Origin of the sequence: Yersinia hibernica (genome assembly GCF_004124235.1) — a bacterium.
Lineage (GTDB): Bacteria > Pseudomonadota > Gammaproteobacteria > Enterobacterales > Enterobacteriaceae > Yersinia > Yersinia hibernica.
Window position 1 is genome coordinate 2,190,794 of record NZ_CP032487.1, and the last position, 21,923, is coordinate 2,212,716.

Below are 21,923 nucleotides of genomic sequence, written 5' to 3' on the forward strand. Positions count from 1 at the left end.
TTAAATGGAGCCGCTCATGGCTAAGAAAGTATCAAAATGGTTTCGTATCGGCGTTGAGGGTGATACCTGCGACGGGCGAGTGATTGACGTTGATGATATTAACCAGATGGCCGAAACCTTTGACCCGCGTGTCTACGGTTGCCGCATCAATCTGGAACACATAAGAAGTGTGTCACCTGACAGTTCATTCCGCCGTTATGGCGATGTCGTTGGTCTGAAAGCGGAAACCATTGACGATGATTCAGCGCTTAACGGTAAGCGCGCACTGTTCGCCCAAATCAACCCAACAGATGAACTGGTGCTACTGAATAAAAGCCGCCAAAAAGTTTATACCTCGATGGAAATTAGCCCGAACTTTGCCAACAGCGGTAAAGCCTATCTGGTCGGTCTGGCCGTGACCGATGACCCTAATAGCCTTGGCACGGAAATTTTAGAATTCAGCGTCAAAGCCACGCACAACCCACTGGCCTCCCGTAAGTCTCACCCGGATAACCTGTTTTCTGCGGCGGTTGAAGTGCAACTGGAATTTGAAGACGTGGCCGAGCCGGGTGTTACGTTGCTCAACATGGTGAAGTCAGTATTCAGTCGCAAACAGGCAACAGACGACGCCCGCTTTAATGATGTGCATGAGGCAGTTAACGCAGTAGCGGAGCATGTGCAGGGGCATAGCGAAACCATTGAAGCCCGCTTTACGGCCATTGAGAAAAAGCTCTCTGACCACGTGGTGGAGTTGAAACAAGACATCGACCAAAGCAAGCAAGGGGTTGTCGCGCTGAAAACGCAACTGTCTACCACTGAAAACTTTAGCCAGACCAAACGGCCGGAGTCCACTGGCGTCAATGGTAAAGCCGAGGTGCTGACCGACTGCTAACCGGGATTATTGGCCGCCCGTTGTGCGGCCCAATTGCTATTTCATTAACACGTTATTTAACTGAATCAGGATTATTATGCGCCCAGCAACTCGTTTTAAATTTAATGCCTATCTGACCCGTCAAGCCGAGCTGAACGGGGTAGAAACCGGCGACCTGAATAAAAAATTCAGCGTTGAACCTTCCGTCACGCAAACCATCATGACCCGCGTCCAAGAGTCCTCAGAATTTCTGAGCCGCATCAATATTGTGCCGGTAGCCGAGTTGACCGCCGAAAAAGTGGGCCTGAGTGTGACCGGGTCAATTGCCAGCAATACTGATACTGACGGCGGGGACGAGCGCGAAACCGCCGAATTTGCCGGGCTGGACAGTGAGAAGTATTTCTGTGAGCAGGTGAACTACGATTTCCACATTCGCTATAACACCCTTGACCTGTGGGCGCGTTATCAGGATTTCCAGACTCGCTTGCGCGACGCCATTATCAAGCGGCAGGCACTTGACCGCATCATGGCGGGCTTCAATGGCACCCATCGCGCCAAGACGTCTAATCGTGCACTTAACCCGATGTTGCAGGATATCGCGCCGGGCTGGTTGCAAAAATACCGCACCAATGCGCCAACCCGCGTAATGAGTAACATCATCGGTGAAGATGGTGCGGTAGTGTCGGAAAAAATCCGCGTCGGGCATGGCGGTGATTACGTCAATCTGGATGCATTGGTGATGGATGCCACCAATAACATGATTGCTGAATGGCATCAGGAAGACCCTGAACTGGTGGTTATCACGGGTCGCCAGTTGATGCAGGATAAATATTTCCCCATCGTCAATAAAGAGCAGGAAAACAGCGAAACCCTCGCCGCTGACCTGATTATCAGCCAGAAACGTATCGGTAATTTACCGGCTATCCGTGTACCGTTCTTCCCGGCAAACGCGTTTCTTATTACCCGCCTCGATAACCTGTCTATTTATTGGCTGGAAGACTCGCACCGCCGCCATATCGATGAGAACGCCAAGCGTGACCGCATCGAAAACTACGAATCCATTAAACAGGATTACGTGGTGGAAGATTATGCCTGTGGCTGTCTGGTGGAAAACATCGAGATTTTACCGGCAAAAAGTGGCGGTGAAATCGTCATGGGTGCAAGCGCGCTGATGGTATCCGATGCCCCGAACTATGACGGCCTAGCGGCTGCGATTATGGCTGCGGTGAACGTTGCAGCTCACCCGAATGAAACCCAACCAGAAGCCACCACCGACGCGCAGGCCGCGACGGAAAGCACTACGGAAGCACCGGCAACCAAAGGGAGCAAATAAGCCATGTCCAGTCCTGCGCGCCGCCATTTTATCCAACAGTCGGCTATTGCCGCCTCACAGCAGCGAGATAACCCGCTGCGCCATGCTACCGGCTACGAGCTGATGTTGCTCAAGCTCAATGAAGATAAACGCAAGCTGAAACAGGTGCGTTCACAAGAGCGTAAAGCCGAGCTGAAACGGCAGTTATTGCCGGATTACCTGCCGTGGGTATCTGGCGTGTTAAGTGAGGGGAAAGGCGCGCAGGACGCCATTTTAATGACGGTCATGATTTGGCGTCTGGATGCCGGGGATATCCCCGGCGCACTGGATATCGCCCGTTATGCCCTGCGTTATCAGTTAGTGCCGACCGACCGCTTTACCCGCTCGACGGCTTACCTGATTGCTGAGGAAGTCGCGGACGCTGCGGCGCGCGCCTATGCCACCGGTAAACCGGTTGATGTTGACCCTCTGCTGCAAACCATTGAGCTGATGGAAGATGAAGACATGCCCGACCAAGTGCGCGCCAAACTGCACAAAATGACCGGCTATGTGCTGCGTGACAGTGACCGGGGCGAACTGGCCCTAAGCCACCTCCACCGCGCACTCCAACTGCACACCGGTTGTGGCGTCAAGAAAGACATTGAGCGGTTGGCCGTGAAGTTAAAGAACGCCGCCAGCCGCTAACCCGAACGCTCCCCGAGCCGGGCGGCACGATGGCCGCAACAGGTTTGACCTTGTTAACGCCATCGTCCACCGCCCACCCATTCTGATATTGAGGTTGCCATGACCACTGTTGTTATCCCCGCGCCACGGCCAGACAAAACGGCCGAACCGGTGATTGAAAATACCTTTTTCTGGCCTGCGGTTGACCCGATAAAACTGCGTGAGCTGCTGCGCCTTGAGGGCACCGTCACCGCCGAGCGCCTGCGTTTCACCATTAAGGGCGCAATCGCAGAGGTTAATGCCGAGCTGTACGAGTACCGCCGTGACCAGATGGCCGCTGGTTTTAAAACATTGGCCGAGGTGCAGGCCGAGCAACTGGACGGCGAAAGCATCTTGTTAGCCGAGTACCAGCGGGCGGTCTGCGCCATTACTGCCGCCTTACTGGCCGAACGTTATCGCGGCTATGACGCCAGCGCGCGCGGTGATAAACGTGCGGAGGCCATTGAAAGCACCGTTGATGAGTTGTGGCGTGATGCGCGGATTAGCATTCGCAACATTGCCGGTAAGCCTCACAACATTATTGGCCTTATCTGATGCAGGTCAACGCGTTGCAAGGCGACACGCTCGACGCATTGTGCTGGCGCTATTACGGCCGCACCCAAGATGTGCTGGAGCAAGTCTATGACGCGAATCCGGGGCTGTCGGAACTGGGGGCCATTCTGCCCCATGGTTATCCGGTGGAGTTGCCCGACATGGCCCCGGCGGCCCAACGTGAAACCGTTCAATTATGGGATTGAAAATGGAGAAAATCAGCTCTGCGGTAGCCTATGTCTTTGCGCTGCTGTTGGCGTTTATTGGCGCACTGAGTCCGCAAGATATCGCGTTTTATGTGGCGGCGGTGGCCGCTGCGGCGACCTGTCTTATTAATTGGTACTACCGGCGCAAGAGCTATTTCTTGCTGAAAGAAGTGGTTATCAGGCGGGAGGTGTTCGATGAACTCAATCGTTAAGCGCTGTCTGGTCGGGGTCATTCTGGCGCTGGCCGCCACCTTGCCGAACTATCAGACCCTAAAAACATCGGCCGCTGGACTAAAACTGATTGCCGATTATGAGGGGTGTCAGCTTAACGCCTACCAGTGCAGCGCCAACGTTTGGACAAACGGCATCGGTCACACGGCTGGCGTTAAGCCGGGCAGCGTTATCAGTGAGCGGCAGGTGGCGGTCAATCTGGTCGCTGATGTGCTGCGGGTTGAACGGGCTATGGCGGTGTGTATGCCGGTTGCCATGCCGCAACCAGTCTATGACGCGGTGGTATCGTTTGCCTTTAACGTCGGCACCGGTGCGGCTTGTCGCTCGACGCTAGCCTTTTATGTCAACAAGGGCGACTGGCGCAGCGCTTGCAATCAGTTGCCGCGCTGGGTGTACGTCAATGGCGTGAAAAGCAAAGGGCTGGAGCGCCGCCGTATCACCGAACAAACACACTGCCTGAGCGGGGTCTGATATGCGCGCATTACTTCTGATATGGGTTTTGATGATGGGTTTACTAGCATGGCACGCCCATAGCCTGAAAAAAGAGTTAGACAGCGCCAAGCTGGTGATTGGCACTTTATCCGCTGGGATTGAGAGCCGGGACAACGCAATAACCCGCCTGCAAGATGAGGCCCGGCAACAGAGCGAGAATGAGCTGGCATTACGACAATCACTGAGCCATGCCAGCACCTTGTCATTGTCCCGTGAGCAGAGAATTCAAAGGTTACTCAATGAAAATAAAGCCTTGCGTGATTGGTTTGCTACTGCTTTGCCTGCTGACGTTATCCGGCTGCACCAGCGCCCCGCGTTCGCCAGCCCCAATGATTATTTACGTTGGCTGTCCAACGGTGAGCAGTTGCCCGTTACCGGGCAGCAGTCCGGCGGTTAACGGTGATTTAAGTGCCGATATTCGCCAGTTAGAAACTGCACTGGTGGCCTGTGGGCTGCAAGTGGAAGCCGTTAAACAGTGTCAGGAACAGCATCATGTTAAAACCCAAACTGCTACGCCAAGCCTTAACCGACAGTCTGCCGTTGTTGCAGGCTAACCCGGAACGGCTAAAAATGTTTGTTGATGGCGGGCGCATTGTCTCAACATTGGCCCCGTCGCTCTCTTTTGAAAATCAATATACGCTGACGCTGTTTATTGAGGATTTTCCCAGTGACGTTGATTATCTGTTTGTGCCGATACTGGCATGGCTGCGGGAGCATCAACCGGACATCATGGCGACAGAAGAAAAGCGCCGCACCGGCTTTATTCACAAGGTTGATGTGATTAGCGATGTGCTGAGTGATATCCGTATCGACCTGCAATTGACCGAACGGGCCATTGTGAAAGAGGTCGATGGTGCATTGCATGTTAACCATGCGTTAGAGCCGACTTGGCCGGGGATGTCACCACGTCCAACAGCCATCTACTTCAACGGTGAAACAGTCAAATGAATGAGCTGAAACCCTTTGATGATGCACTGGCCGGGCTGATTGCCAACTTAACCCCCAAGGCGCGCAAAGCGCTGGCGGTCACGGTTGCCAAGCGGTTGCGGGCCAGCCAACAGCAGCGGATTAAACGCCAGCAAGCGCCCGACGGCACCCCGTATGCTGCCCGTAAATCTCAACCATTGCGTAAACCAAAAGGTCGGATTAAAAAGGAAATGTTCGCCAAGCTGCGCACCGCGCGCTATATGAAAGCCAACAGTAACCCCAATGAGGCGGTGGTCGAGTTTGCCGGACGCGTTGAACGTATCGCGCGGGTGCATCACTTTGGCTTGCGTGACCGTCCGAATGTACACAGTAAAGATGTGCGGTATGACGAGCGGCCGTTGCTGGGGTTTACATTACAAGACAGAGAACTTGTTGAAAATGCTGTGTTTGCTTACCTAGCTAAATAGTACAACCGCTTTTTTAATGGCTGGCTTGAGTGAATGGGTATGGTTATGATGTTTATATTCGCTTTTCTCAAGGTAAGCTAATCCATGGAATTAACCACATTAAACGTAACGCTCATGGGCGCTTTTGGTTCACTGGTTGGGGTTTGTGTATCAGCATTCATTAACTGGTTAATAGCAAAAAATAACCGTTCTAAATCATTAAATGAATGGAGAAGAGAAAAACTATTGACACTAATCTATGATTTTTTGGAACAATTTAAAAAAGAAACCACCTACAATAATCAAAATGCAAAGGATTTTGATACTTCAATTATTTCCGAAATGGCCTTCAAAAACTATTTCTTATCAGATAAAAAAGCACATCAACTATGTTTGTTTTTGAGCAAAAGTGAATCTGTAAAATTTCTAGAGAAATATAACGCTCTTAAAATAATGAAGGTTAAAGAGACAGAAAAAAATTTCTATATTTTCGTTAGTGGTAATCATTACGAATACTTCGAATCCCGCGAAAGCACTAAAGAATATACAGATGTAATTGAACTATTCGCTACTGTAATTAAAAATATGAAATAACTGTAAGCGACTGCTACTCACTATAAACCGACAATCAGATCTAACAACCAAATAGTCTTCTCGTTGTGCCATCCCCGAACAAACCTGCATAAATTGCCGCCTGACCCGTTGGGCGGCATTCTTTCTGTATGAACACACAAACCCAACTCACTGAAATTCTGCGCCTGCTGCGCAACCTTATCCGCATTGGTACGGTGGCCGAGGTCGATCTCGACCAAGCCCTGTGCCGTGTAGCGACGGGCGACAATACCACCGGCTGGTTAAACTGGCTGACGCTGCGCGCCGGTCAATCGCGATCATGGTGGGCACCGTCCGAGGGTGAGCAAGTATTGATATTGTCCCTTGGCGGTGAACTCGATACCGCCTTTGTGCTGCCGGGTATTTTCTCTGATGACTTCCCGCCGCCGTCGGCCTCGGCAGATGGCCTGTATCTCTCATTTCCTGATGGTGCCACGCTGCACTATGAACCTGACAGCGGTGAGTTGCTGGCTGACGGCATCAAAACAGCGGTTATCAATGCCAGTGAATCGGTGAATGCTACCGCCCCCACTATCACCTGTGCCGCCTCGGTAAAAATCCTGCTGGATACCCCCGAAGTGGAATGCACCAACAACCTGACTACCGCCACGCTGAACGTAACCAAAGGCGGCCAGATGAGCGGCGATATTGAACATTCCGGCGGCCAGTTCTCATCCAATGGCGTAGTTATTGATAAACATGACCACGGCCAAGTACAGCGTGGCGGTGATTATACGGTGGGGATTAAATGACCACAGCCAAATACCTCGGCATGAACCGCAGCGCCGGGCAGACCATTACCGATGCTGACCATATCAGCCAGTCCATCGCCGATATTCTGATTACCCCAGTAGGTTCACGGGTGATGCGCCGGGCTTACGGTTCACTGTTATCTGAGCTGATTGACCAGCCACAAAATCCGGCCTTGCGACTGCAAATCATGGCCGCCAGTTACAGCGCCATTTTGCGCTGGGAGCCGAGGGTCAAGCTGACGGGCATCACTTTTGATACCACCTTTGACGGAAAGATGGTGGTCGATATCACCGGCACCCGCACCGACAGCGCGGCCCCCCTTTCTTTAACCATCCCTGTGAGCTGAACCTATGGCAACCATTGACCTGAGCCTGTTACCCGCGCCCTTTGTGGTGGAAGAACTGGACTATGAAACCCTGCTGGCCGAGCGCAAAGCCACGTTGATTTCCCTTTACCCGCAGGAGCAGCGCGCCGCCGTGGCCCGTACTCTGTCGCTGGAGTCGGAGCCGCTGGTCAAGCTGTTGCAGGAAAACGCCTACCGGGAGGTGATATTGCGCCAGCGGGTTAATGATGCTGCCCGCGCGGTGATGGTGGCGTATGCCGTCGGCAGCGATTTAGACCAGCTCGGCGCAAATAATAACGTTGAGCGGTTGGTCATTATCCCGGCTGATCCCACCGCTATTCCACCGATTGAGGCGGTAATGGAGTCAGACAGTGATTTCCGGGTGCGTATCCCGCAAGCCTTTGAGGGCTTGAGCGTCGCCGGGCCAACGGGCGCGTATGAATATCACGCCAAAAGTGCTGACGGCCGGGTGGCCGATGCCTCGGCAATCAGTCCAGCCCCGGCCTGTGTCACGGTCACGGTGTTATCGCGAGAGGGTAACGGTGAAGCCTCAAGCGAGCTGTTGGCCGTGGTGGAAGCTGCGCTGAATGATGAGAACACGCGGCCGGTGGCTGACCGGGTCACGGTGCAATCCGCCCGCATTGCAGACTATGACATTGACGCGGTGCTGTATTTGCATCCGGGGCCGGAAGCCGAACCCATCCGCGCAGCGGCTGAGAAGAAACTGACCGCTTTTGTCACTGCACAGCGCCGCCTCGGCCGCGATATTCGCCTGTCGGCACTCTATGCCGCGCTGCATGTTGAGGGCGTCCAGCGGGTGGTGATTAATGCTCCGCTGGCTGATGTGGTGTTGGATAAAACCCAAGCGGCTTGGTGCACCGGCAGCACTATCACTGTCGGGGGTACCGATGACTGACCGCTTACTGCCTGTCGGTTCCTCAGTGCTGGAAGTGGCCGCCGCGCGCGCCTGCGCTGAATTGGAGAATATCCCCGTTCCGATTCGCCAGCTCTGGAACGCCGACACTTGTCCGCTGCCATTGTTGCCCTATCTGGCGTGGGCGTGGTCAGTTGACCGCTGGGATGAGAACTGGCCGGAAGTTACCAAGCGCGCCGTGGTGAAGTCCTCGCAATATGTCCACAAACACAAAGGCACCATAGGCGCAATTCGCCGGGTGGTGGAGCCGCTGGGCTATCTCATCAAAGTAATTGAGTGGTGGAAGACCAACGAAACCCCCGGCACTTTTCGCCTTGATGTTGGCGTGTTGGAAACCGGCATTACCGAAGAAATGTATCAAGAACTGGAGCGGCTGATAGATGACGCCAAACCATGCAGCCGCCATTTAGTCGGCCTGTCTATCAATCTTGACAGCAGTGGCCCGCTGACTATCGCCGCCGCCAGTTACGGCGGTGATGAGCTGACCGTGTACCCGTATTTACCTGAAACCATAACCGTGACCGGCGAGGATTATGCCAGCGCTGCCGTCCATATTATTGATGACCTGAGAGTGAACCCATGACAGCGAAATTCTTTGCTTTACTGACCAACATCGGCGCGGCCAAGCTGGCGAATGCCACCGCACTCGGCACCCGCTTAGAGATTACCCACATGGCAGTCGGAGATGGTGGCGGAACCCTGCCAACGCCGAACCCGGCACAAATTAAACTGGTGAATGAGCAGCGCCGCTCCGCCCTTAACATGCTGACCATTGACCCCATTAATACCAGTCAGATTATTGCGGAGCAGGTTATCCCTGAAACCGAGGGTGGGTGGTGGATTCGGGAAATTGGATTGCTGGATAAAGACGGTGATTTGGTTGCCATTGCTAACTGTGCCGAAACCTATAAACCACAACTGCAAGAGGGCAGCGGCCGCACCCAAACCATTCGGGTGATTTTAATTGTTAGCAGCACCGCTGCTGTCACGTTGAAAATCGACCCGTCAGTGGTGCTGGCAACGCGTAAGTATGTGGATGACAAGGTGATTGAGGTTAAGCAATACGCCGATAACTTACTGGCTGAACACATTAAAGCAATCAATCCCCACAGCCAGTATTTACAGGTCGCTCGTCTCTTTTCTGAAATTAAAGCTATGGGGCCGGAATCAGTTGCCCTTGCACTGGAACACCTTGATTTAGGTGAAGATAAGTTTCATGGTCGATTGCTTAGAGTGTCAAAATTTTCTGAGTCAGCAGTCTATAAAAAACCATTAGCTAAACGTATTAAGGTGACCGTCGTTGGTGGCGGAGGCGGCGCGGGTGGCACACCATCAACCGGAGCAAACCAAGTTTCCATGGGGTCTGGTGGGGGAAGTGGCGGCACCTCGATTTCATTCTTTGATGTCGATGACCTCACATATCCCATTGAGTTGACAGTGGGTAAAGGTGGAATGGGGGGCGTGGGTAGTGTGGAGCCAACCAGTGGAACAAGTAGCAGTTTTGGTAATTATATGTCCAGCGAAAATGGATCACGCGCGGCATCAGGTATTGCCTTTGAAGTTGGCAGCCCTTTATTAATGTCTAATGGTGGCGGCGGTATAGGTATCGGAGGGAATCATTTAAACATTCGAGGAGGGGCAGGAACACCGGCTATATCTATCGGCGCAGGTTATGAAAGCGGTGCTGGCGGGCATTCTTCACTTTCTGCGGGCGGAAACCCTATATCTGCCGGGGGGAGTGCCATCCCCGGTGAACACGGCTTATTGGGTTCTGGTGGTAGTGGCGCTTATGCGCCCAGATCCAGCGGAATACTTTTAGGGGGAAATGGCGGTGATGGCATAATTATTATTGAGGAATACGCATGAAAAAATATATCCGCGTAAACAGTTTAGGTGTCTGTTCCGAGCGACTCGAAACCGACAAAGATATTTCACTGTTATTCCATCCCGCTATGCGGTGGATAGATATAACTAAATTGAAAAATCCGCCAGATATAGACTGGTTCTATGATGGCGAATCATTTACTCCACCAGAAGATAAAGATAAATACGTAACGCAATAGAATTCAATCTTTGAGCATTAGGTGAATATAAGTTGAGAGGCGGTCTATTGGGCCGCCATTCTTCTGTGTCATTCAATATATCTAATCAGTGACGTTTTCTGTTGTACCAGCCACCACACATCCCCTATCAGATGCCCCTCGCACAGTAAGCCGTCACCATACTCTCACCCTCAACCAACAGAGAGTTAATCCATGAGTGATTATCACCACGGCGCGCGTGTCCTCGAAATCAACGACGGCACCCGTGTTATTTCCACTGTATCCACCGCCATTGTCGGCATGGTCTGCACCAGCGAGGATGCCGACGCGGCAGCGTTCCCCCTCAACACCCCGGTACTGATTACCAACGTACTGGCAGCCGCCGGTAAAGCCGGTAAAAAAGGCACACTGGCCGCGTCATTGCTGGCGATTGCGGAACAGGCCCGCCCGGTCACCATTGTGGTGCGTGTAGCGACCGGTAAAGATGAAGCTGAAACCACGTCTAATATTATCGGCGGCGCAGACGAGAATGGCCGCTATACCGGCATGAAAGCGTTGTTAGATGCGCAATCTGTCACCGGTGTGCGCCCGCGCATTCTCGGTGTGCCGGGGCTGGATAATCTGGCGGTATCAACGGCACTGGCGGATATTTGCCAAAAATTGCGCGCCTTTGGCTATATCAGTGCCTATGACTGCAAGACCATTTCCGAAGCGATGTTATACCGCGACAATTTCAGCCAGCGTGAGCTGATGTTGATTTGGCCGGACTTCCTGAGCTGGAACACTACTGCCAACAGCACCGACATTGCCTATGCCACCGCCCGTGCCCTCGGCCTGCGCGCCAAGATTGACCAAGAGACTGGCTGGCACAAAACTCTGTCTAACGTCGGGGTGAATGGCGTCACCGGTATCAGTGCCAGCGTCTATTGGGATTTGCAGACCGTCGGCACCGATGCTGACCTGCTTAACCAAGCCTGCGTAACCACGCTAATCCGCAAAGATGGCTTCAAGTTTTGGGGTTCGCGCACCTGCTCTGATGACCCGCTATTTGCTTTCGAAAACTACACCCGCACCGCGCAAATTCTGGCTGACACCATGGCCGAGGCGCAGTTGTGGGCCATTGACCGCCCAATGCACCCCACACTGGTACGCGACATAATTGGCAGCATCAACGCCAAATTCCGCGAAATGAAATCCGCCGGGCTGATTATTGACGGGACGTGCTGGTATGACGACAGCGCCAACGATAAAGACACCCTGAAAGCGGGCAAGCTGTTTATCGATTACGACTACACCCCAGTGCCACCACTGGAAGACCTCACCCTGCGCCAGCGTATCACCGACAGCTATCTGGTGAACTTTGCCGCCGCCGTCAACAGCTAAGGAAACCTGACTTATGGCACTGCCACGTAAGCTGAAATTAATGAACGTTTTTAACGATGGCCGGGATTACATGGGGATCGTGTCCGCCATTACCCTGCCAAAACTGACCCGCAAGCTGGAGAACTACCGGGGCGCAGGGATGAACGGTGTTGCGCCAATTGATTTAGGTCTGGATGACGATGCGCTCACCATGGAATGGTCAATGGGCGGCCTTGACGAGTTTGTGTTGCAGCAATGGGGTGCGCCAAAAGTTGATGCGGTGCCGCTGCGTTTTTCCGGCGCTTATCAACGCGACGATACCGGCGAAGTCATAGCGGTCGATGTCGAAGTGCGTGGCCGTCATAAAGAAATTGACGGCGGCGAGTCCAAGCAAGGGGAAGACACCGAAACCAAAGTGTCCACCCAATGCACCTACTACAAACTGACCATTGACGGCAAAGAAGTGATCGAGATTGACGTGGTTAACCTGATTGAACGGGTTAACGGTGTTGACCTGCTGGAAGCCCAACGCAAGGCCATTGGCCGCTAACCCTGACGGCCAGCGTGAACCCGCTGGCCCTCCCTGACTGAATTGGAAAAAACCATGAAAAAAGTGACTGTTAAAACTGAACCCGCTACCGAGATTAATGAGAATCTGGTGGTACTGGATACACCGGTTAAGCGTGGCGATACGCTGATTACTGAAATCGAAGTCAACCGCCCCAATGCCGGAACCCTGCGCGGGGTGCGTCTGGCCGATGTGGCTAACTCTGATGTCGATGCGTTGATTATCGTGCTGCCCCGCATCACTTACCCCTCACTGACAACAGCAGAATGCAGCCGTCTGGAATTGCCAGATTTAGTGGCGCTGGCCGGTAAGGTGGTTGGTTTTTTGTCGCCGAAACAGGCGGGGTAAAACTCGACCCGAAACTGGAAGTTGACGACCTGATGGCGGACATTGCCGCCATTTTTCACTGGCCGCCCTCGGAGTGTTGGGGGATGAGCCTCACCGAGCTGGTGCGCTGGCGTCATAAAGCCATGCTACGCAGTGGAGCCGTAAACAATGAGTAAGAGCTTACAGTTACAGGTGCTGCTCAAAGCCGTAGACCAGGCCACCCGCCCATTTAAAGCCATTCAAACCGCCAGTAAATCCCTCACGGGGGATATTCGCAACACGCAAAGCACTATCAAGAATCTTGATGCGCAGGCGGCGAAAATTGACGGTTTCCGCAAGGCCAGCGCCCAACTGGCCGTCACCGGGCAGGCACTGAAAAAAGCCAAGGAAGACGCGGCGGCGCTGGCGATTGCCTTTAAGAACACCGAGAAACCCACCGCCCAACAAGCCCGGCTGATGGAGGGAGCCAAACGCGCCGCCACTGAGCTGCAAACCAAATACAACGGACTGCGCCAGTCAGTACAGCGTCAGCGTGATGCACTCAATGCTGACGGCATTGCCACCAAAAATCTGAGCGCGGAACAGCGCCGGTTACGCAGCAGTGCCACCGAAGCCACTACCGCCCTGAGCCGCCAGCGCCAAGAGCTGCAACGTCTGAGCCAGAAACAGGAACAGCTCAACCGTATCAGTAACCGCTATCAGAAAGGCAAAGCTGCCACTGCCACAGTGCGCAATGTGGGCGCGGCCAGTCTGGGTGTGGCAACCGCCGGGTTGTATGGTGCAGCGAAACTGATTGCGCCGGGTATCGAGTTTGACAGCCAGATGTCTGGCACCCAGGCAATCTTGGGGCTGGATAAAAACGACACCAAGCTGGCCGCTATTCGCCAGCAGGCGCGGGATATCGGTGGCTCCACCGCCTTTTCCCCGACGGATGTGGCGCGTACCCAAGACACGCTGGCCCGTTCTGGCTATGACGCCGACGCCATTCTGGCCGCCACTGAGCCGACGGTTAACCTGTCGCTGGCGTCCGGTGTGGATATTGCCGAGGCGGCGGATATTGTCACCAACATGCAATCGGCATTTAACCTGCCGTTAGACCAGATTAAACGCGTGTCAGACGTGATGGCGAAAGGCTTTACCAGCTCTAACACCAACCTGTTAGAGCTGGGCGAGGCGATGAAATATGTCGCCCCGATTGCCGAGGCCGCCGGGGCCAGTATTGAAGATACCACCGCGTTACTCGGTGTGCTGGCGGATAACGGCATTAAAGGCAGTATGGCGGGCACCAGTACCAGTGCGGTGTTTAGCCGGTTACAGGCTCCAATAGGTAAAGCCCCGGAAGCCTTGCGGGAGCTGGGAATAACCACCCGCGACAGCAAGGGCAATATGTTGCCGGTGGAGAAAATCCTCAAAGATATTGACCGCTCGTTTAAAAAGAACAAGTTAGGCACCGCACAGCAAGCCGAATACCTGAAAGTGATATTCGGGGATGAGGCGATGAAAGGCGCGGTGAAACTGGTGGCCGCAGCCGGTAATGGCAAGCTGGCCGAGAAACAAAGTAAGCTGAAAAATGCCGATGGCACCGCGCAATCTATCGCCACGGTCAGAATGGATAACCTTGACGGCGACCTGAAAAACCTGAGTTCGGCGTGGGAAGACCTCGAAATTGAAGTCTTTGAAAAGCAAGACTCGGCGCTGCGTAAGTTGACCGTGACCGCCACGGACTGGCTGGTTAAGGTGGCCGCATGGGCCAAGAAAAACCCGGAACTGGTCGGCACCATTGGCAAAGTGACCGGCGCGGCGCTGGCACTGGTTGCCGGGCTGGGTGCGCTGGGGTTAATTGCGTGGCCGGTGATGGCCGGGTTTAACCTGTTATTAGCCGGGGCCAGTCTGTTAAGTGCCGGTTTTTCGCTGATGGCCGGAACCATTACCGCCGCACTGACAGCACTGACATGGCCGATAGTGGCGGTGGTGGCGGCCATTGTGGCCGGTGGTCTGCTTATCCGTAAATATTGGGAGCCTATCAGCGCTTTTATTGCTGGCGTAGCCGAGGGCTTTACCGCCGCCATGGGGCCAGTCAGTGCTGCGTTTGAACCACTTAAACCGGTGTTTAACTGGTTTAGCGACAAGGTAAAACAGCTTGCTAACTGGTTCGCTGACCTGATTAAACCGGTTAAAGCCACGCAGGAAACCTTGGCCGTAGCGACCAACGCGGGCAAGTTATTTGGTGAGGGGCTGGCGGCTGCGCTGAGTCTACCGATGAATGCACTGAATACCCTGCGCAGTGGCATTGATTGGGTGCTGGAAAAACTCGGCATTATTGATAGCAAGTCAGACGGGCTGGCCGATAAAGTCCCGAAAGATAACCCTTACGCGGGGGGTTATTCACCGAGTGGCGGCGTGCTGTACGGCGGTTATCAACCGGTCACCGCCAATACTGGCACCACCATCGTTGATAGCAGTGTGACCACCAATGATATCAAGGTCACTATCCCGCCGGGCATGAGCCGACAGGATGCCGAACGCATGATGACAGATGCCCTCGCCAAAAATGAACGCACTAAACGCGCCCGCCAGCGCGGCCAGATGGAGAGTGACTAATCATGATGTTATCGCTGGGCTTATTTGTGTTTATGCGCCAGACCACACCTTATCAGAGCATGGCGCGCAACATTGATTACCGTTGGCCGACCAACAGCCGGGTGGGCTTGCGCCCGTCCGCGCAATATCTTGGCGTCGATAATGAAAAAATCACCCTGTCCGGGGTGCTACTGCCGGAGCTGACCGGCGGCCGTCTGTCTTTGCTGACCCTTGAGGCGATGGCTGACCAAGGCAAGGCATGGCCGCTGGTCGAGGGCAGTGGCATGATTTACGGCATGTTTGTCATTGAGAGCCTTAGCCAGACCGGTGCGCTGTTTTTTGAAGATGGCAGCGCCCGACGTATTGAGTTCACCCTCAATTTGTTGCGGGTTGATGAGTCATTAACCGCGATGTTTGGCGACCTGCAACAACAGGCTGACGAGTTGCTGGGTAAGGCAACGGAAATGACCGGCAAAGCGCAGGCGGCTATCGGGGGATTCTTCTCATGATGATCGGCCTGTCTTTACCGGCCGGGGCGGATATGGCCCCGGACTTTATGCTGACCATTAATCAGCAAGATATTACGCAGAATATTCGTGACCGGCTGCTGTCCCTGAGCCTCACCGATAACCGGGGCTTTGAGGCAGACCAGCTTGATATTGAACTGGATGACGCCGACGGCCAGCTTGCCATGCCGGAACGGGGCGCAGTGCTATCAGTGTTCTTGGGCTGGAAAGGGTCGGCGCTGATTGGCAAAGGTGATTTTACCGTGGATGAGGTCGAGCACCATGGCGCGCCGGATACACTGACCATTCGCGCCCGCAGTGCCGACTTTCGTGGTTCTCTCAATGCCCGGCGTGAAGTCTCTTATCATGAGACCACGTTGGGGAAAGTCGTGGCACAGGTGGCCGAGCGCAACAACCTGAAAGCCATGCTGGCTGACGGTCTGGCGGATATCGCCATTTCACACATCGACCAGACGCAAGAAACGGACGCCAAATTTATCACCCGGTTAGCCTCGCTCAATGGTGCGGTGGCCGCCGTAAAGGCCGGGCGTTTGCTGTTTATCAAGCCGGGTAGCGCTGTTACTGCCAGCGGTAAACCTATTCCGCAAATGACCCTCACCCGGCAAGATGGCGACCAGCACAGCTTTAGTGTTGCTGACCGGGGTGCGTATACCGGTGTCAGTGCCAGTTGGTTGCACACCAAAGACCCGAAACCGGCCAAGCCGAAAAAGGTTAAGTTGCTGCGTAAGCCCAAGTTTAAACAGCTCCGCGCACTGGAACACCCTAAAGCCAAGCCGACCCGCACCAAAGCGGCGACGGTGAAAAAACCGGTTGAGGAAAAGCAAGGGGATTATCTGGTGGGGTCAGAAGATAACGTTTTTGTTATCACGACAGTTTACGCTACACAAAAAGCGGCTATGCGCGCTGCACAGTCTAAATGGGAAAAACTACAGCGGGGTGTGGCTGAATTCAGTATCACTCTCGCCATGGGGCGCGCTGATTTGTTTCCTGAAACACCGATAGCCGTCAGCGGCTTTAAATCAGTGATAGACCAACAAAGCTGGATAATCAGTAAGGTATCGCACAGCCTGAGTAATAGCGGCTACACCACCCAATTGTCTCTCGAAGTGTTGTTATCGGATGTTACTTATGAGGCAGAAGCCTTGTAATATTCAACTAGTTGATATTTATTTCACAAATGCGAACGCTGGTGATAAGATCAGCATAATTCCTGAATATGCAGTTTCGGAGGTAAGTATGATGCATTGCCCACGCTGTAAATTTGCAGCACACGCGAGATCCAGCCGTTACCTTAGTGACGAAACTAAAGAACGCTATCACCAGTGCACAAATATTAATTGCGGTAAAACCTTTAAGACCCATGAAACTATCGTTGATACGATAATGGAGCCGGGAATAATTAATGCTGTACCGCCCCACCCTAAAGGGAATCAAGGCGTGTTGTGGATGTAATTAAAGAAGCCTGCAAATTGCAGGTTTTTTTATTATTAAAATTCGGTGAAATTAATGTATTACGGGGAATAACCTGCTGTTTATCGTGCTTGCTGCTGGATGCTGCTTTGAGGGTGTGAAAAGTGCCGTAGACACAATGTAGTCATTTTGTAGTCACTTTGCTGCCACTTTCAAATCTCAGAAACAAAAAAACCGCCTCACGGCGGTTAACGACATACTCATACTGCTTTGTTTTACTTAGATTTGTTTCCATGGTGCCCGGGGCGGGACTTGAACCCGCACAGCCATAAGCCGAGGGATTTTAAATCCCTTGTGTCTACCGATTTCACCACCCGGGCTCTGGAAAACTGGAGGCGCGTCCCGGAGTCGAACCGAGGTAGACGGATTTGCAATCCGTAGCATGGCCACTCTGCCAACGCGCCTTATTCTTCTTTGCCTTACTACTGAGGTTCGCTTACAGCCAACCTACCAATTTGGAGCGGGAAACGAGACTCGAACTCGCGACCCCGACCTTGGCAAGGTCGTGCTCTACCAACTGAGCTATTCCCGCAATATCAGAACTTACTGATTCTTTTGCTATCTTTCGACATTTCGTTGCTGCCGTCTGATGCGATGCATTCTACTTACCTGACGCAACGAGTCAATAAAATTATCTGACTAATTCGTTCGTTTGCTGCTTTTTCCGGCGCTTCGATCAAGGTTCGAGCAAATCTTTCCATGCAGCGTTTAAATATTGAAACATTGACCAAAATGTCAGTACAGCTGCAATGTAGAGTAGAACAAAACTCGCCAGCTCTACATTATGGTCAGGCCGCCAAAGTAACCCTACGAGTGACCCCATTTGGGCTGTCGTTTTGACTTTACCAATCCATGAGACCGCAACGCTACTGCGTTTACCAATTTCAGCCATCCATTCCCGCAGGGAGGAAATGATTATCTCACGGGCAATCATCGTGGCGGCCGGTAAAGTAATCCACCAGACATGGTAATGTTCAGCGACCAACACTAACGCAATGGCCACCATAACTTTATCCGCAACGGGGTCGAGAAAAGCCCCAAAACGGGTTGTCTGCTTCCAGCGGCGGGCTAAAAAGCCATCAAACCAATCAGTTGCTGCTGCAAACACGAATATGATGGCACAAACCATCGGAGCCCAGACGAACGGCAGATAAAATGCCAGAACGAAGAATGGGATGAGTACAACACGAAACAGGGTAAGCCAAGTCGGTATATTCAATTGCATAATGCTACGATACTATCTGGCTGGTGTGGATATTATGAGTATGGTGCAACATTAGCTTCAGTGTTTCAATGCATTGTAGATTTTTTCTGCCAATGCTTGTGAAATACTCGGCACTTTTGCAATTTCCTCGACGCTAGCATTAAGTAAAGGTTGCAGTCCTCCCATATACTTCAGCAGTATTTGCCGTCGTTTAGGGCCAACTCCCTCTATCATTTCTAATGCGCTAGTATTTTTTACTTTTGAGCGGCGCTGTCTATGACCCGTTATCGCGTGACGATGAGAATCATCACGAATATGTTGAATCAGATGCAACGCGGGTGAGTCTGGTGGTAATGAAAAACCCTCCCCCTCAGCAGCCAGAAACAATGTTTCCAGCCCCGCTTTCCGGTCACTGCCTTTAGCAACCCCCACTAATAAAGGCTTTTGTTTATCCCAAGGAACATTTAGTGCAGCAAACACGTCAAAAGCTTGGGATAACTGCCCTTTCCCGCCATCAATAAAGATAACGTCAGGGATCTTTTTATCATCTAATGCTTTGCCATAACGGCGCTTAAGCACTTGAGACATCGCTGCATAATCATCACCCGGAGTGATACCACTAATATTGTAGCGCCTATATTCCGAACGTACAGGGCCATTTGCATCAAATACTACACAAGATGCGACAGTTTGCTCTCCCATCGTGTGGCTGATATCAAAACACTCCATCCGATTTATCTCATCAAGATGAAGAACTTTGGCCAACTCTTTCATGCGCTGATGAATAGTTGATTGCTGCGATAAGCGGGTAATCAGGGCCGTGGAGGCATTAGTGCGAGCCAGCTTGAGATAACGAGCGCGATCACCCCGAGGGCGACTTTGAATCTGAATTTTTCTGCCCGCTAATTCAGAAAGAGAAGAGGCCAACAGATCCTTTTCTACAAGAGTAAAATCCAACAAAATCTCGCCGGGGAGTGTGCGGCCCTGGCTGCCTTGTAAATAAAACTGCCCCACAAAAGTCTGAACCACTTCACTTAATTCAGTCCCAGCAGGAACTTTGGGGAAATAACTCCGGCTTCCCAGAACCTTTCCTTGGCGAATAAATAACACATGTACACAGGCTAATCCGGCATCAAACGCAACACCGATGACATCAAGATCCTCACTGTCACCAGAAACAAACTGCTGTTCGGTCACTCGCCTTACCGCCTGTATCTGATCACGAATACGCGCCGCATCTTCAAAATGAAGCGATTGGCTAGCTTCTTCCATACGGGAAATCAGTTGCGTCAAAACTTGCTGATCTTTGCCTGACAGGAACAAACGCACATAATCCACCTGGCGCTGATACTCTTCCTCGCTCACCAACCCCGCCACACATGGCCCTGAACAACGGCCAATTTGGTATTGTAGGCAAGGGCGCGAGCGGTTGCGATAAACACTATTCTCACATTGCCTGACAGGAAAAAGTTTTTGCAATAATGCTAAAGTTTCACGCACTGCATAGGAGTTCGGGAATGGCCCGAAATACTCCCCTTTCTCATGCTTTGCTCCGCGATGGATGGCAAGGCGCGGATGTTGGTCTGCACTAAGGAAAATAAGGGGATACGATTTATCGTCCCGCAACAACACATTGTAACGGGGCTGATAAAGTTTAATGTAATTATGCTCAAGCAGGAGTGCTTCCGTCTCGGTATGTGTGACGGTAACGTCAATCTGAGCAATATTTTTAACCAACGTTTCCGTTTTGCGGCTTGCAACCTGAGCCCGGAAATAACTCGTTAGACGCTTTTTAAGGTCTTTTGCTTTACCGACATAAATGACTGTCCCCGTTTTATCATACATACGGTAAACACCAGGCTGGCTGGTGACAGTCTTCAAAAACTCTTTAGAATCAAAACAATCAGTCACTATTAGATAACGTCTCCGCGTTAAACAAACCATGGCGGATAGCCAAATGGGTCAATTCAACGTCACCACTAATATTAAGTTTGCTAAACATACGGTAGCGGTAGCTGTTCACTGTTTTCGGGCTCAGATGAAGTTGTTCCGAGATCTCATTAACTTTTTGGCCCTTGGTTATCATTAGCATAATCTGTAACTCACGCTCTGATAAACAGCTAAAAGGCGTTTCCGTCGGCGGTTCCAACTGCCCTAAAGCCATTTGTTGCGCAATATCCGAAGCAATGTAACGTTGCCCTGAATGAACAGCCCGAATAGCCGTCACGACATCCTGAGGTGCAGCACCTTTACTTAAATACCCACTAGCACCAGCTTGCATAACTTTAGCGGGTAATGGATTCTCGGTATGAATAGTTAACATAATAACTTTAGTATCTGGGGAAAAACGTAAAATTTTACGTGTTGCCTCCAACCCACCAATGCCGGGCATATTCATATCCATCAAAACGATATCAACAATATGGTTACGGCACCATTTTACCGCATCTTCACCACACTGCATCTCATCCGCTACTTTGATACCCTTGATGTCTTCAAGAATGCGTCGTATCCCTGCGCGCACCAGTTCGTGGTCATCAACAAGAAGAACGCTAATCAAAGAAAATTCTCCAAAAATAAGGGAGTAACCTAATCACGCTTTACTGACGACAATGATATTACTTGTTTTCGAGCAAAGAATGAATACAGAATAATTGCAAATTCATATCTATGTTGTTTGACAGATATTATTTTTATCATCTTTGTTACTATGTACATAAAATCACAGGTATATCAATTAATAACATGATAAAAAAAGGAAAATTTTTTAAGAATTTTCTTGTCGTTTCACATTCATTTATACAAAAAATCATTATCGCACCCAGAAAAATTCATTTTTATGTTAGCGCACACAACATACTGATAAAACTGACAATCATATAATCCCCCGCTATTTTCATTGGACAGGAATTATTCTTATTTTTTATTTATCGCTCACCTCTCATTCCCCTTAAGAATGAGTCATTTTTGATACAAATAGCTCATTACAAAAAAGATATGCCGTTTATAAACAAATTGAACTTAATTAAGTTAATGCATTCAGCATAAATAAAAGCATGTCTTCACCCGGGCTTAGCGGCATAACATCCACCATCGCGACATGCTGTACTACATGAGAGATTGCGCACTTGCGATCAAAGCTAATCATCAGTTTATGATATAATGCAGTAACTATTTAATAATGCCGCCGATGTTCACTGCGGTGCGGGACTCCGTATCCTGTGTCCACCAGCAAGCTACCACTTCAGGAAAAAAGATGAGTAATCCAGACTTTACCACCTCTGCTGACCCAGAAACTTTAGCAAATGAAGTTGCCTGTTTGAAAGCCACCGTGACCCTTCTGTTAAAAGCTATCGGCCAAGCCGATGCGGGCAAAGTCATCTTAAATATCGAGCGCTCTATTGCCGATATCGAAGACACTGCTCAAGCTGAGGTTTTCACCAATACACTGGCTCAAATTAAAAGCGGTTATCGCCAATAACA

Annotated in this window: 30 protein-coding genes and 3 tRNA genes; 27 read left to right on the forward strand and 6 right to left on the reverse strand. The window is 51.6% G+C overall.

Annotation, left to right across the window (positions count from 1 at the left end):
• Nucleotides 1-16: 16 nt before the first annotated feature.
• The 26 genes from D5F51_RS10295 (at nucleotide 17) to D5F51_RS10420 (ending at nucleotide 17,218) form a co-directional block, all read left to right on the forward strand.
• On the forward strand, nucleotides 17-871 hold the full coding sequence (locus tag D5F51_RS10295) for a GPO family capsid scaffolding protein (protein ID WP_129196576.1): 855 nt from the start codon (nucleotides 17-19) through the stop codon (nucleotides 869-871).
• Between the two features lie 76 nt (nucleotides 872-947).
• A complete protein-coding gene (locus tag D5F51_RS10300) occupies nucleotides 948-2,183 on the forward strand; it encodes a phage major capsid protein, P2 family (RefSeq protein ID WP_129196578.1) in 1,236 nt (411 codons plus the stop codon).
• A gap of 3 nt (nucleotides 2,184-2,186) precedes the next feature.
• A complete protein-coding gene (locus tag D5F51_RS10305; RefSeq protein ID WP_129196580.1) occupies nucleotides 2,187-2,846 on the forward strand; it encodes a phage terminase small subunit in 660 nt (219 codons plus the stop codon).
• A gap of 99 nt (nucleotides 2,847-2,945) precedes the next feature.
• On the forward strand, nucleotides 2,946-3,419 hold the full coding sequence (locus tag D5F51_RS10310) for a head completion/stabilization protein (RefSeq protein WP_014609018.1): 474 nt from the start codon (nucleotides 2,946-2,948) through the stop codon (nucleotides 3,417-3,419).
• Nucleotides 3,419-3,622 carry a tail protein X gene (locus D5F51_RS10315; RefSeq protein WP_011192217.1) on the forward strand — a complete coding sequence of 68 codons (204 nt, stop codon included), beginning with the start codon at nucleotides 3,419-3,421 and terminating at the stop codon, nucleotides 3,620-3,622. Before D5F51_RS10310 ends, D5F51_RS10315 begins: the two co-directional genes overlap by 1 nt.
• Before the next feature lie 2 nt (nucleotides 3,623-3,624).
• Nucleotides 3,625-3,834, forward strand: a complete 210-nt coding sequence (locus D5F51_RS10320) for an HP1 family phage holin (protein ID WP_057614871.1) — start codon at nucleotides 3,625-3,627, stop codon at nucleotides 3,832-3,834.
• A complete protein-coding gene (locus D5F51_RS10325; RefSeq protein ID WP_129196582.1) occupies nucleotides 3,818-4,324 on the forward strand; it encodes a lysozyme in 507 nt (168 codons plus the stop codon). Before D5F51_RS10320 ends, D5F51_RS10325 begins: the two co-directional genes overlap by 17 nt.
• 31 nt (nucleotides 4,325-4,355) lie before the next feature.
• Nucleotides 4,356-4,742: an Rz-like lysis system protein LysB gene (gene lysB / locus D5F51_RS22755; protein WP_391592404.1), complete on the forward strand. Its 387-nt coding sequence runs from the start codon at nucleotides 4,356-4,358 to the stop codon at nucleotides 4,740-4,742.
• Entirely contained in the window at nucleotides 4,630-4,899 is a 270-nt protein-coding gene (gene lysC / locus D5F51_RS22660) for an Rz1-like lysis system protein LysC (protein ID WP_245994937.1), read from the forward strand. The genes lysB and lysC overlap by 113 nt, the downstream gene beginning before the upstream one ends.
• Complete coding sequence (locus D5F51_RS10340) at nucleotides 4,838-5,293, forward strand: phage tail protein (protein ID WP_129196588.1); 456 nt, start codon at nucleotides 4,838-4,840, stop codon at nucleotides 5,291-5,293. Before lysC ends, D5F51_RS10340 begins: the two co-directional genes overlap by 62 nt.
• The gene (locus D5F51_RS10345; RefSeq protein ID WP_129196591.1) at nucleotides 5,290-5,739 is read left to right on the forward strand and encodes a phage virion morphogenesis protein; all 450 of its coding nucleotides are present in this window, start codon (nucleotides 5,290-5,292) and stop codon (nucleotides 5,737-5,739) included. The genes D5F51_RS10340 and D5F51_RS10345 overlap by 4 nt, the downstream gene beginning before the upstream one ends.
• Nucleotides 5,740-5,823: 84 nt before the next feature.
• On the forward strand, nucleotides 5,824-6,312 hold the full coding sequence (locus D5F51_RS10350) for a hypothetical protein (protein WP_129196593.1): 489 nt from the start codon (nucleotides 5,824-5,826) through the stop codon (nucleotides 6,310-6,312).
• A gap of 128 nt (nucleotides 6,313-6,440) precedes the next feature.
• Nucleotides 6,441-7,082 (forward strand): phage baseplate assembly protein V, encoded by a 642-nt coding sequence (locus tag D5F51_RS10355; protein WP_129196595.1) that lies wholly within the window; start codon nucleotides 6,441-6,443, stop codon nucleotides 7,080-7,082.
• Nucleotides 7,079-7,429 (forward strand): GPW/gp25 family protein, encoded by a 351-nt coding sequence (locus tag D5F51_RS10360; RefSeq protein WP_129196597.1) that lies wholly within the window; start codon nucleotides 7,079-7,081, stop codon nucleotides 7,427-7,429. Before D5F51_RS10355 ends, D5F51_RS10360 begins: the two co-directional genes overlap by 4 nt.
• Before the next feature lie 4 nt (nucleotides 7,430-7,433).
• Entirely contained in the window at nucleotides 7,434-8,342 is a 909-nt protein-coding gene (locus D5F51_RS10365) for a baseplate assembly protein (RefSeq protein ID WP_129196599.1), read from the forward strand.
• A complete protein-coding gene (locus D5F51_RS10370; protein WP_129196601.1) occupies nucleotides 8,335-8,943 on the forward strand; it encodes a phage tail protein I in 609 nt (202 codons plus the stop codon). Before D5F51_RS10365 ends, D5F51_RS10370 begins: the two co-directional genes overlap by 8 nt.
• Nucleotides 8,940-10,226, forward strand: coding sequence for a phage tail protein (locus D5F51_RS10375; RefSeq protein WP_129196603.1), 1,287 nt, complete (start codon nucleotides 8,940-8,942; stop codon nucleotides 10,224-10,226). Before D5F51_RS10370 ends, D5F51_RS10375 begins: the two co-directional genes overlap by 4 nt.
• On the forward strand, nucleotides 10,223-10,423 hold the full coding sequence (locus D5F51_RS10380; protein WP_129196605.1) for a hypothetical protein: 201 nt from the start codon (nucleotides 10,223-10,225) through the stop codon (nucleotides 10,421-10,423). The genes D5F51_RS10375 and D5F51_RS10380 overlap by 4 nt, the downstream gene beginning before the upstream one ends.
• 192 nt (nucleotides 10,424-10,615) lie before the next feature.
• Nucleotides 10,616-11,785: a phage tail sheath protein gene (locus D5F51_RS10385; RefSeq protein WP_129196608.1), complete on the forward strand. Its 1,170-nt coding sequence runs from the start codon at nucleotides 10,616-10,618 to the stop codon at nucleotides 11,783-11,785.
• A 13-nt stretch (nucleotides 11,786-11,798) separates the two neighbouring features.
• Nucleotides 11,799-12,314: a phage major tail tube protein gene (locus tag D5F51_RS10390; RefSeq protein ID WP_129196610.1), complete on the forward strand. Its 516-nt coding sequence runs from the start codon at nucleotides 11,799-11,801 to the stop codon at nucleotides 12,312-12,314.
• Nucleotides 12,315-12,368: 54 nt separating this feature from the next.
• Nucleotides 12,369-12,680: a phage tail assembly protein gene (locus tag D5F51_RS10395; protein ID WP_057614901.1), complete on the forward strand. Its 312-nt coding sequence runs from the start codon at nucleotides 12,369-12,371 to the stop codon at nucleotides 12,678-12,680.
• 32 nt (nucleotides 12,681-12,712) lie between these two features.
• Nucleotides 12,713-12,835: a GpE family phage tail protein gene (locus D5F51_RS10400; RefSeq protein ID WP_129196612.1), complete on the forward strand. Its 123-nt coding sequence runs from the start codon at nucleotides 12,713-12,715 to the stop codon at nucleotides 12,833-12,835.
• Nucleotides 12,828-15,260 (forward strand): phage tail tape measure protein, encoded by a 2,433-nt coding sequence (locus D5F51_RS10405; protein ID WP_129196614.1) that lies wholly within the window; start codon nucleotides 12,828-12,830, stop codon nucleotides 15,258-15,260. The genes D5F51_RS10400 and D5F51_RS10405 overlap by 8 nt, the downstream gene beginning before the upstream one ends.
• Nucleotides 15,261-15,262: 2 nt before the next feature.
• Entirely contained in the window at nucleotides 15,263-15,748 is a 486-nt protein-coding gene (locus D5F51_RS10410; protein ID WP_057614907.1) for a phage tail protein, read from the forward strand.
• Nucleotides 15,745-16,914 (forward strand): phage late control D family protein, encoded by a 1,170-nt coding sequence (locus D5F51_RS10415; RefSeq protein ID WP_129196616.1) that lies wholly within the window; start codon nucleotides 15,745-15,747, stop codon nucleotides 16,912-16,914. The genes D5F51_RS10410 and D5F51_RS10415 overlap by 4 nt, the downstream gene beginning before the upstream one ends.
• An 88-nt stretch (nucleotides 16,915-17,002) precedes the next feature.
• Nucleotides 17,003-17,218: a DNA-binding transcriptional regulator gene (locus tag D5F51_RS10420; protein ID WP_011192198.1), complete on the forward strand. Its 216-nt coding sequence runs from the start codon at nucleotides 17,003-17,005 to the stop codon at nucleotides 17,216-17,218.
• A 252-nt stretch (nucleotides 17,219-17,470) separates the two neighbouring features.
• Here the strand turns inward: D5F51_RS10420 and D5F51_RS10425 are convergent.
• The 6 genes from D5F51_RS10425 to uvrY all read right to left on the reverse strand — a co-directional run bounded on the left by D5F51_RS10425 (nucleotide 17,471) and on the right by uvrY (nucleotide 21,000).
• A tRNA-Leu gene (locus D5F51_RS10425) sits at nucleotides 17,471-17,556 on the reverse strand.
• A 10-nt stretch (nucleotides 17,557-17,566) separates the two neighbouring features.
• Nucleotides 17,567-17,640: transfer RNA gene (locus tag D5F51_RS10430), tRNA-Cys, on the reverse strand.
• A 52-nt stretch (nucleotides 17,641-17,692) separates the two neighbouring features.
• A tRNA-Gly gene (locus tag D5F51_RS10435) sits at nucleotides 17,693-17,768 on the reverse strand.
• A 144-nt stretch (nucleotides 17,769-17,912) separates the two neighbouring features.
• Nucleotides 17,913-18,461: a CDP-diacylglycerol--glycerol-3-phosphate 3-phosphatidyltransferase gene (gene pgsA / locus D5F51_RS10440; protein ID WP_019080796.1), complete on the reverse strand. Its 549-nt coding sequence runs from the start codon at nucleotides 18,459-18,461 to the stop codon at nucleotides 17,913-17,915.
• Between the two features lie 57 nt (nucleotides 18,462-18,518).
• On the reverse strand, nucleotides 18,519-20,351 hold the full coding sequence (uvrC, locus tag D5F51_RS10445; RefSeq protein ID WP_129196618.1) for an excinuclease ABC subunit UvrC: 1,833 nt from the start codon (nucleotides 20,349-20,351) through the stop codon (nucleotides 18,519-18,521).
• Nucleotides 20,344-21,000 carry a UvrY/SirA/GacA family response regulator transcription factor gene (uvrY, locus tag D5F51_RS10450; RefSeq protein ID WP_005160181.1) on the reverse strand — a complete coding sequence of 219 codons (657 nt, stop codon included), beginning with the start codon at nucleotides 20,998-21,000 and terminating at the stop codon, nucleotides 20,344-20,346. The genes uvrC and uvrY overlap by 8 nt, the downstream gene beginning before the upstream one ends.
• 696 nt (nucleotides 21,001-21,696) lie before the next feature.
• Between uvrY and D5F51_RS10455 the strand changes: the two genes are divergently transcribed.
• Nucleotides 21,697-21,921 (forward strand): DUF2594 family protein, encoded by a 225-nt coding sequence (locus tag D5F51_RS10455; RefSeq protein ID WP_025377964.1) that lies wholly within the window; start codon nucleotides 21,697-21,699, stop codon nucleotides 21,919-21,921.
• The last annotated feature ends 2 nt before the right edge of the window (nucleotides 21,922-21,923 follow it).

Bases quoted from the DNA above. Each gene is read 5' to 3' on its own strand.
- D5F51_RS10405 (WP_129196614.1), top strand. From the start codon at position 12,828: ATGAGTAAGAGCTTACAGTTACAGGTGCTGCTCAAAGCCGTAGACCAG.
- D5F51_RS10395 (WP_057614901.1), top strand. From the start codon at position 12,369: ATGAAAAAAGTGACTGTTAAAACTGAACCCGCTACCGAGATTAATGAG.
- D5F51_RS10410 (WP_057614907.1), top strand. From the start codon at position 15,263: ATGATGTTATCGCTGGGCTTATTTGTGTTTATGCGCCAGACCACACCT.
- D5F51_RS10365 (WP_129196599.1), top strand. From the start codon at position 7,434: ATGGCAACCATTGACCTGAGCCTGTTACCCGCGCCCTTTGTGGTGGAA.
- D5F51_RS10315 (WP_011192217.1), top strand. From the start codon at position 3,419: ATGCAGGTCAACGCGTTGCAAGGCGACACGCTCGACGCATTGTGCTGG.
- D5F51_RS10380 (WP_129196605.1), top strand. From the start codon at position 10,223: ATGAAAAAATATATCCGCGTAAACAGTTTAGGTGTCTGTTCCGAGCGA.
- D5F51_RS10390 (WP_129196610.1), top strand. From the start codon at position 11,799: ATGGCACTGCCACGTAAGCTGAAATTAATGAACGTTTTTAACGATGGC.
- D5F51_RS10350 (WP_129196593.1), top strand. From the start codon at position 5,824: ATGGAATTAACCACATTAAACGTAACGCTCATGGGCGCTTTTGGTTCA.
- D5F51_RS10325 (WP_129196582.1), top strand. From the start codon at position 3,818: ATGAACTCAATCGTTAAGCGCTGTCTGGTCGGGGTCATTCTGGCGCTG.
- D5F51_RS10345 (WP_129196591.1), top strand. From the start codon at position 5,290: ATGAATGAGCTGAAACCCTTTGATGATGCACTGGCCGGGCTGATTGCC.
- D5F51_RS10400 (WP_129196612.1), top strand. From the start codon at position 12,713: ATGGCGGACATTGCCGCCATTTTTCACTGGCCGCCCTCGGAGTGTTGG.
- D5F51_RS10385 (WP_129196608.1), top strand. From the start codon at position 10,616: ATGAGTGATTATCACCACGGCGCGCGTGTCCTCGAAATCAACGACGGC.
- D5F51_RS10420 (WP_011192198.1), top strand. From the start codon at position 17,003: ATGATGCATTGCCCACGCTGTAAATTTGCAGCACACGCGAGATCCAGC.
- D5F51_RS10300 (WP_129196578.1), top strand. From the start codon at position 948: ATGCGCCCAGCAACTCGTTTTAAATTTAATGCCTATCTGACCCGTCAA.
- D5F51_RS10355 (WP_129196595.1), top strand. From the start codon at position 6,441: ATGAACACACAAACCCAACTCACTGAAATTCTGCGCCTGCTGCGCAAC.
- pgsA (WP_019080796.1), bottom strand. From the start codon at position 18,461: ATGCAATTGAATATACCGACTTGGCTTACCCTGTTTCGTGTTGTACTC.
- lysB (WP_391592404.1), top strand. From the start codon at position 4,356: ATGATGGGTTTACTAGCATGGCACGCCCATAGCCTGAAAAAAGAGTTA.
- D5F51_RS10370 (WP_129196601.1), top strand. From the start codon at position 8,335: ATGACTGACCGCTTACTGCCTGTCGGTTCCTCAGTGCTGGAAGTGGCC.
- D5F51_RS10295 (WP_129196576.1), top strand. From the start codon at position 17: ATGGCTAAGAAAGTATCAAAATGGTTTCGTATCGGCGTTGAGGGTGAT.
- D5F51_RS10305 (WP_129196580.1), top strand. From the start codon at position 2,187: ATGTCCAGTCCTGCGCGCCGCCATTTTATCCAACAGTCGGCTATTGCC.
- D5F51_RS10310 (WP_014609018.1), top strand. From the start codon at position 2,946: ATGACCACTGTTGTTATCCCCGCGCCACGGCCAGACAAAACGGCCGAA.
- D5F51_RS10340 (WP_129196588.1), top strand. From the start codon at position 4,838: ATGTTAAAACCCAAACTGCTACGCCAAGCCTTAACCGACAGTCTGCCG.
- D5F51_RS10320 (WP_057614871.1), top strand. From the start codon at position 3,625: ATGGAGAAAATCAGCTCTGCGGTAGCCTATGTCTTTGCGCTGCTGTTG.
- D5F51_RS10455 (WP_025377964.1), top strand. From the start codon at position 21,697: ATGAGTAATCCAGACTTTACCACCTCTGCTGACCCAGAAACTTTAGCA.
- D5F51_RS10360 (WP_129196597.1), top strand. From the start codon at position 7,079: ATGACCACAGCCAAATACCTCGGCATGAACCGCAGCGCCGGGCAGACC.
- D5F51_RS10415 (WP_129196616.1), top strand. From the start codon at position 15,745: ATGATGATCGGCCTGTCTTTACCGGCCGGGGCGGATATGGCCCCGGAC.
- D5F51_RS10375 (WP_129196603.1), top strand. From the start codon at position 8,940: ATGACAGCGAAATTCTTTGCTTTACTGACCAACATCGGCGCGGCCAAG.